Raw genomic sequence first — 6,223 nt, forward strand, 5'->3', positions numbered from 1 at the left:
TTGCAGTTCCGAGATGGAGTGACGACGACATGAAAATCCTGATGGTTCTAACGTCCCACGATCAGTTGGGTAACACCGGCAAGAAAACCGGCTTCTGGCTGGAAGAATTCGCTGCACCCTATTACGTTTTCAAGGACGCCGGCGCGCAACTGACCCTGGCCTCGCCCAAGGGCGGCCAGCCCCCGCTGGACCCCAAAAGCGACGAGCCGGATGCGCAAACCGATGCCACCCGACGCTTTCGCCAGGACCCGGCGGCTCAATCCGCATTGGCCTCGACCGTCATGCTGGGCACGGTGAAGGCCGGGGACTACGACGCAATTTTCTATCCAGGCGGCCATGGACCGCTCTGGGATCTGGCGCAAGACCGTGATTCGATCGCCCTCATCGAAGCGTTCTACAACGCCGGCAAGCCGGTCGCGGCCGTCTGTCATGCGCCCGGTGTATTGCGCCATGCCAAGGACGCCGACGGCCAGCCACTGGTCAAGGGCAAGAAGGTGACAGGGTTTACCAATAGCGAAGAAGAAGCCGTGCAACTGACCAAGGTCGTGCCGTTCCTGGTGGAGGACGAGTTGAAGGCCAAGGGCGGTATTTTTTCGAAGGGGCCTGATTGGGCGAGCTACGTGCTGACCGATGGCCTGCTGCTGACGGGGCAAAATCCAGCGTCTTCACAGGCCGCGGCCGAGGCTTTGCTATCAAAATTGAAATGAGCCACACACCCTTGTAGGAGCCAGGCTTGCCGGCGAAGGCGCCCGATAGGCCAACGCCATGCTTAAGGACGCCTTCGCCGGCAAGCCGGCTCCTACAAGGGTCGTCAGGTTAGTTTAGTGACCCAGGGCGGCCAGGCACTGCTCGATCGAGCGCTGTTGCGTTTGTGCATACAACTGCAATTCATCAATCGTCGGACGCCCCAGGGCTTTTTCGAACGCCTGCTGGTTGGAGTGCACGCCGTAGTGGGTTTGCGCCGCATCGCCCAGGTTTGACTGAAAGATCCCGGCCGCGCTTACCGGCAGGAAATCCTCGTAGACCAGCGGTTCAACGCGCAGATACCCGCCGCTGACCAGATCTTCGAGCGTCAAGGTTTTCAGTTCAGCCGCAGCCAGGCCTTTTTCCGTCACAAAGTAGCGAAAGAACGCCAGTTCCTGTTGGCGCATGCCCTCAAAGGTATCGGGAAACTCGCTGAAGTGTTGCGCCATCAAATCGTTGTAGCGGGCGGCGTTGGCTTCGTTGGGGAAGTCCTTGAGTTCGTCCCGGGCGGCATTGAGCAAACGGTCGTACAGCGCCCGGCCCTTGGGCGTCAGTGCGGCACCGCGTTGTTCGATTTCACCGAACCGGGCGCTGTGGCTGCCGCGAGTGTCGGTTTGATCGATGAAGGCAATGGGCTCGTCAAGCGCCTTGAAACTGGTCTGGCGCAGCAGGATAGGGCAATGCCGGCGGGGCGGGCCTTCGATCACCGCTTTGGGGGTGATGCCGTGCACTGGCATCTGCGCCTGCACGATGTCGATGTCCAGGGTGCGTGGCGTCAGGTGATTGATGTGCGGTCCCTTGAACGCCACTACATCGGCAATCAGGCGATGCTGGGCACTGAGTTTCTGATACTGCTCGGCGGTGACCGTGGCGCTGTGGTGCCAGCGGAAAGTTTCCAGGGCCTGGTCGACAAACTCATCGGCCTCTTTTTCGCTGAGACCGCCTTGGGATTCGGCGCGATCGATCAGCGTAAGCGCGGCGGGGGTGAAGATCGAACGCTGATCCAGCACCGACTGGGCAAAGGCCCGCAGCTCCAGGTCTTCGATCAATTCCAGGCGTAGCAGCGAGGTGAACACCCGGAACGGGCTGACCTGCAAGGACGCTTCATGCACCGCGCGAAACGCCGTGGAATGCACTGGCACCCCGGCCGGGGTCAAGTCGTAATAACCCACCGGCTGCATGCCCATGACCGCGAACAGGCGGGCCAGTGTGGCCAGTTCAGCCGCGGTGCCAACGCGGATCGCGCCGTGGCGCTCGAGGTCCAGGCGCTCGATTTCGCCGGTGCTGTTCAACTGCTGGGCCACTTGCGGGTCGTTGTCCAGCACGTGACGGTTGGTCTGTTCCACCAGTTCCATCAGCGCGCCATACAGCGGCACTTCTTCGCGGTACATGTCGGACATCGCTTTGGAGAAGCGTTGGCGGATCAGGTCGGGGCTGATGAAGCTTGGCTGGCTCATGAACAAAATTCCTGGCGCGTTGACGAGAAGGATGGGCGAAAAGATCGCAGCCTTCGTCGACGCCGGCAAACGAAGTTTCTGACGGACTTCATTCTGCAAAGGACTGCCAGTTCAGTGCAGTCGTTGATCCTGAGGGCTTTCCGAGCGCAGCGATGCCAAAAACTCCCGATACAGGCGTGCCGAACCTGCGGGTGCTTCGACCATTGGCATGTGCCCGATGCCTTCCCATATTTCCACCCGAAGGTCCGCCAGGCCCTTGCTCCAGATGGCCACGCTGCTGACATCGATCAAGCGATCCTTGCGCCCCCAGAGCAACAGTGCCGGCGCCTTGATCGCCGGCAGCCTGGGTTCCATTGGCGGGCTGGCACGAAAGTCGCGGAAGATTTCTTCCAGTTCGTCACGCGACTGTTGGTAGCGATGGGCAACGGCATCCAGTACCACGCGCGGCACCCAAGGTGGTTCGGCCATGGTCATGCCATAGAAGTATTTGAATTCTTCCCGTGAGTGGATCAGGAACGGGTTGTGGCCCCTGGCCAAATGCCGCTCCAGGTCACTGGGTTCTGGCGCAGTCACCCCGGCAGGGTCGAACAGGGCGAGCGAAGCAATGCGCTCCGGATAGTGGGCCGCCAGCCAGGCCGCGATGTAGCCGCCCATCGAGTTGCCGATGACATGGACCTTATCGACCCCGCAGACATCGAGCAGCTGGATCATGCGTTTGGCCTGCAAGGGAATGTCATAGCCGCCACCCGCCTTGAAGCCGGTTTCGCCATGGCCGGCGATGTCGGGGATGATCACCCGGTAGTTGCCGACAAAGTGCCGGGCGAAACGCAGCCAGAGGTTCTTGTCGGCACTGAAGCCGTGGAGCATCAACACGTTGCTGGACGCCTCATACGGCCCGCCTTGCCAGGTCGAGACGGTCATTTCGGCGATGGGCACGACGATCTTGTGCAATTTGTACAACTTGGCCTCCAGGGCCACGCTCAAGTCATACAGCCAGTACCCGATGGCCGGGTAGCTCAACCAGCTCCAAGCGGCAAACACCGCGATAGCGACAACCAGTAAAAGCATCAGCGTCTTCCTTCTATCTGATCAGGACACGATGTGGTCCGCCGGTTTCAGGGTTCGGGTCAAGCGGTGGAAGCTGAAACTGAACCCGGGAAACATGGCAATCACATGACCGCTCTTGCTTTGATACCAACTGTGGCAGCCTCCTGACTTCCACACTGTGCGTTCCATCTCTCTATGGATCATTTCAGTGTAGGTACGTTCTGCCTCGGGGCGTACTTCGATGCTGCGCAAACCACGTGCTTTTATCGTGCGGATGCAATCGAGGATGTAGTTCATTTGCGATTCGATGATGAACAGTGCCGATGTGTGGCCGATCCCGGTGTTCGGCCCGGTGACGATAAACAGGTTGGGGAAGGCCGGCAGGCTGGTGCCGAGATAGGCGCGCGGGTATTGCGTCCAGACCTCCTTGAGGCGGATGCCGTTTTTTCCCGTGACGGGGTAGGAAATCACCCCGTCGGTAGCGTCGTAACCGGTGGACCAGACGATCAGGTCCAGGTCGATGTGCTGGCCGTCCTGCATGAGGATGCCGGTTTCATCGATGGCCTTGATGCCCTGTTCACGGCTGTGCAATGTCACGTTGGCACGGCCCAGCGCGGGGTAGAGCGTACTCGACAGAATTACCCGTTTGCAGCCGATCGTATAGTCGGGGGTCAGTTTTCGCCGCAGTTCGGCGTCGGGCACCTGGCGTTTGAGAAAGCGCAGTGCCTGATGCTGCACCATGCCGATTGCCGGCTTCGAGTATTTGAAGGCAATCACCCGGGTTTCAAATTGCCAGTAGATCATCCAGCGCAGCAGCTTGTAGGCCGGTTTGAGACCGAGCAACCAGCGCTGGAAGCGGCCGAAGGTGCGGTCAGCCCTTGGCAGTACCCAATGCGGCGTGCGCTGGAACACATGCAAGTGCTCGACGTCCGGGGCTATCGCCGGAATCACTTGGGCTGCACTGGCGCCACTGCCGACGATGGCCACACGCTTTTGCCGGTAGTCGTAGGAATGATCCCACTGGTTGGTGTGAAAAGATTTTCCGCGAAAGCGTTCCTGACCTTCGAAGTGTGGGATCACCGGTTGGCTCAAGGGACCGGTGGCATTGATCAGGAACTGGGCATAAAAAACGCCCTTGGTGGTGTGAACCGCCCAGCGTTTATGTACTTCCTCCCATTCGACACCCTCGACATTGGCCTGCAGTTCCACCTTGTCCCTCAGGCCGAAGTGCTCCACCACGTGGCGGGTGTAGCGATGCAGTTCAGCCTGTTCGGCGAACATCTGGGTCCAGCGGTAGGGCGCGAACGACAGCGAATAGAGTGGCGAGGGCACGTCGACTGCGGCGCCCGGGTAAGTGTTCTGGCACCAGGTGCCGCCGAAGAAATCCCGTCGTTCCAGCAGGCGAAAATCGTCGATGCCGGCCTTGAGCAAATTGACCGCCGCGCACTGGCCGCCAAAACCGCTGCCGATGATCAGCACTTCGAAGGTGTGCATGGGCCTCCTGTTCAACGTTGTGATTCAGTCCTTCACTTCATGTATAGCCGTTTCTGCAGATACAACGATTTGCAGGCGACGGGAGTTCGTCCCGCCAGCCGGTGATGGCTATTTGCCGTTGCCCTGTTAGACTTCGGGCACACCCTGCAATCGCGGTGTGAACAGGTTCGTTCTGTGGTGCAGAGGTCCCAATGGGAAAGATGGGAGGAAAAGGACTTTCACTGGCCAAGAGGCTCTACACATCGCGCATCCTTGGCCTGGTGTTAGGTTTGATCTGCGTGAGTGTGGCGATGTATCCCCTGGACCCGGCACCCTGGGTATGGGGGGTGATGCTGTTCAACGGCTTGCTTTGGCCTCACCTGGCCTATCTGTGGGCGCGACGCGCCAAGGCCGCTTATCACGCCGAACACCGCAACTTGTTGATCGATGCCTTTATGGGCGGCTTCTGGGTCGCCGCCATGCAATTTAACCCGCTGCCCAGTGCCACCACCTTGTCAATGATGGCCATGAACAACGTCGCCATCGGCGGTTTGCGTTTTCTCCTGGTGGGCAGTGTGGCGCAGCTACTCGGCGTGTGCGTCGGCTGGCTGATCTTCCACCCGATCCTGATCCCTGAAACCAGCCAGCTGCAGCTTTACGCCTGTTTGCCCTTGATGTGTTTGTATCCCATGGCGCTGGGCTGGATCTGCTATCGCCAAGCCTATACCTTGGGCAGGCAAAAGCGCGAGCTGCTGGCCCTGAGCCGTACCGACAGCCTGACCGGCCTGCTTAACCACGGCGCTTGGAAGGATCAGTTGGAGATTGAATTCCAGCGCTGCCAACGCCAGCATCAGGGCGGGGCCATCGCCCTGATCGACATCGACCACTTCAAAAGCATCAATGACACCTACGGCCACGTTGCCGGTGACATCGTGCTGCGGCAACTGAGCAAGATGCTCAAGCAGAACCTGCGGGTGAGCGATGTGGCCGGGCGCTATGGCGGCGACGAGTTCTGCGTGATTCTTCCCGACCTGCCCCTGGGCAGCGCTGCTGCGGCCATGGATGCCTTGCGCGACCGCTTCGCGATCCTGGGCTACGAGCAAAACCCGTCACTGAAAGTCAGCTTGAGCATCGGCCTGGCAGCCTTCGACGTACGCCACGCTGACGCGACCCTGTGGCTCAACGACGCCGACCAGGCGCTGTACGAGGCCAAGACCACGGGGCGTAATCGTGTTATCTGTAGCAGCAATGACCGGCCTCATCACGAATTGCTTGACTCGGCCTGACCTTCTGCGCCGCCCCCTGTAGGAGCTGGCTTGCCAGCGATGACGACCCCACAGCCAACCCCTCTCGCGCGCCTGCACTCGACCTACTGTAGGAGCTGGCTTGCCAGCGAAGGCGGCCTGACAGCCAACCCCTCTCGCGCGGCTGCACTCGATCTACTGTGGGAGCTGGCTTGCCAGCGAAGGCGGCCTGACAGCCAACCCCTCTCGCGCGGCTGC

General features: G+C 60.2%; 5 protein-coding genes. 2 read left to right on the top strand and 3 right to left on the bottom strand.

Going from position 1 to position 6,223, the window contains the following annotated elements; genetic code table 11:
- The first annotated feature begins 29 nt into the window (after window positions 1-29).
- The gene (locus QLG10_RS03960) at window positions 30-707 is read left to right on the top strand and encodes a type 1 glutamine amidotransferase domain-containing protein (protein WP_110753069.1); all 678 of its coding nucleotides are present in this window, start codon (window positions 30-32) and stop codon (window positions 705-707) included.
- Window positions 708-821: 114 nt separating this feature from the next.
- Here the strand turns inward: QLG10_RS03960 and QLG10_RS03965 are convergent, their stop codons facing one another.
- The 3 genes from QLG10_RS03965 to QLG10_RS03975 form a co-directional block, all read right to left on the bottom strand.
- Window positions 822-2,201, bottom strand: coding sequence for a VOC family protein (locus tag QLG10_RS03965; protein WP_248678907.1), 1,380 nt, complete (start codon window positions 2,199-2,201; stop codon window positions 822-824).
- Window positions 2,202-2,312: 111 nt separating this feature from the next.
- Entirely contained in the window at window positions 2,313-3,269 is a 957-nt protein-coding gene (locus QLG10_RS03970; RefSeq protein ID WP_110753065.1) for an alpha/beta fold hydrolase, read from the bottom strand.
- A gap of 21 nt (window positions 3,270-3,290) precedes the next feature.
- Entirely contained in the window at window positions 3,291-4,742 is a 1,452-nt protein-coding gene (locus tag QLG10_RS03975) for an NAD(P)/FAD-dependent oxidoreductase (RefSeq protein ID WP_188263512.1), read from the bottom strand.
- A 191-nt stretch (window positions 4,743-4,933) separates the two neighbouring features.
- Between QLG10_RS03975 and QLG10_RS03980 the strand changes: the two genes are divergently transcribed.
- Window positions 4,934-6,007: a diguanylate cyclase gene (locus QLG10_RS03980; protein WP_188263511.1), complete on the top strand. Its 1,074-nt coding sequence runs from the start codon at window positions 4,934-4,936 to the stop codon at window positions 6,005-6,007.
- The last annotated feature ends 216 nt before the right edge of the window (window positions 6,008-6,223 follow it).

The sequence above is a fragment of the Pseudomonas sp. V98_8 genome, assembly GCF_029967975.1.
Lineage (GTDB): Bacteria > Pseudomonadota > Gammaproteobacteria > Pseudomonadales > Pseudomonadaceae > Aquipseudomonas > Aquipseudomonas umsongensis.